Annotated in this window: 1 pseudogene; it reads right to left on the reverse strand. The window is 64.0% G+C overall.

The window, feature by feature from the left end:
• Positions 1–728 (reverse strand): annotated as a pseudogene (locus tag AB0366_RS27105) (IS110 family transposase); the annotation flags it as partial.
• Positions 729–1,189 lie beyond the last annotated feature (461 nt).

The following is a 1,189-nucleotide window of genomic DNA, read 5'->3' on the forward strand; positions in this document are numbered from 1 at the left end:
AGTTTGGGTAGAACAGTCTCGGCAGCCGCAGACCCGGGCACTACTACCGTCTGAGCCTCGAGTGCGGCGTAGATCTCCGCAACCAGTCTTGCCCCCATCCTGAGCGCGTTTTTGGCGGCGAAGCGGTCAGTTTCCGCTTACCAGCAGCGCGGATGCCGCCGGGGCTACCGCAGCGGGACAGGATCTCGAGCACTGCCGGGTGTGTCACACGCGGTCCGAGGACTCGTTCGAGCGCGGGGTGAATGCCGGTCAGCAATCCGCGGATTCGGTTGCTGACGCGGGTTGCTTCACCGGCGAGATCGTCATCGAAACCGATCAGCACACCGAGCTCGGCGAGTGTGTCATCACCGGTATCGACTCGTCGCAGCGTGTGGGGCATGGTCCGGGCCGTGTCGGCGATGATGAACGCAGGCCCGCGCATCAGTTTTGGCTTGCCCTGGATACAGATCTGCGATGCGGCGCATCGACAGACCCGGTAGGGACGCGAACTGGTGCTCGCAGGATCGGGAGACGGTGACCGGCAGGGCGTCGCCGATCGTATTAGGCTGATCGACGACGATCAACAGCGGCCCGCGCGTGGCGAGGCGGTCGAACACTGTGCGCAGACGGGCCTCGTCATTGGGTAGGGCTTTGCCGTACAGACGGGTTCCGTCGACGGCGAGACCGACGGCGTGATGTTCCGATTTTCCCACGTCGATGCCGCAAAACACGGCGTAACTCGTGGCCATGAAGCAGTCCTTCGTCCGGTCACCGATCCGACGTCAACACCCGGCGACAGCCCCCCGGATCATCGATGACAGGGGCGAGAAGTCATACCGGGTCTGGCTACCGTAGCCCTCGGTTTCAAGTATCAGCTAGAAGATAACGGGCCTGGCCCGATAGCGCACACGACGCGGCCGTCGAGCCGAAAACGGTGACCGCGAACATCGAAGGCTTCCGTCGGCGGCTGAATTGCTGTCGGCGCGGGGCAGGGATCAGGGTCTGTTGCCGAGCAACGACACGGCATCGATACAGCGTCCACCGAGAGGCGTTCGACTGTTCCGTCCGGCAACTCTTCGGTCGTTCGGTGCCTCCGCACGCCTGCGGCGATCCGACACGAGCGGCTGCAGCACAGTGCGATGCACCGTCTACCGCGCGCCGTCGAACGACGATGGGCATCATCTCGTGATGGCGGACAGCGAGCGTGAAG

Source organism: Rhodococcus sp. NPDC076796, from assembly GCF_040702765.1.
Classification (GTDB): Bacteria; Actinomycetota; Actinomycetes; order Mycobacteriales; family Mycobacteriaceae; genus Rhodococcoides.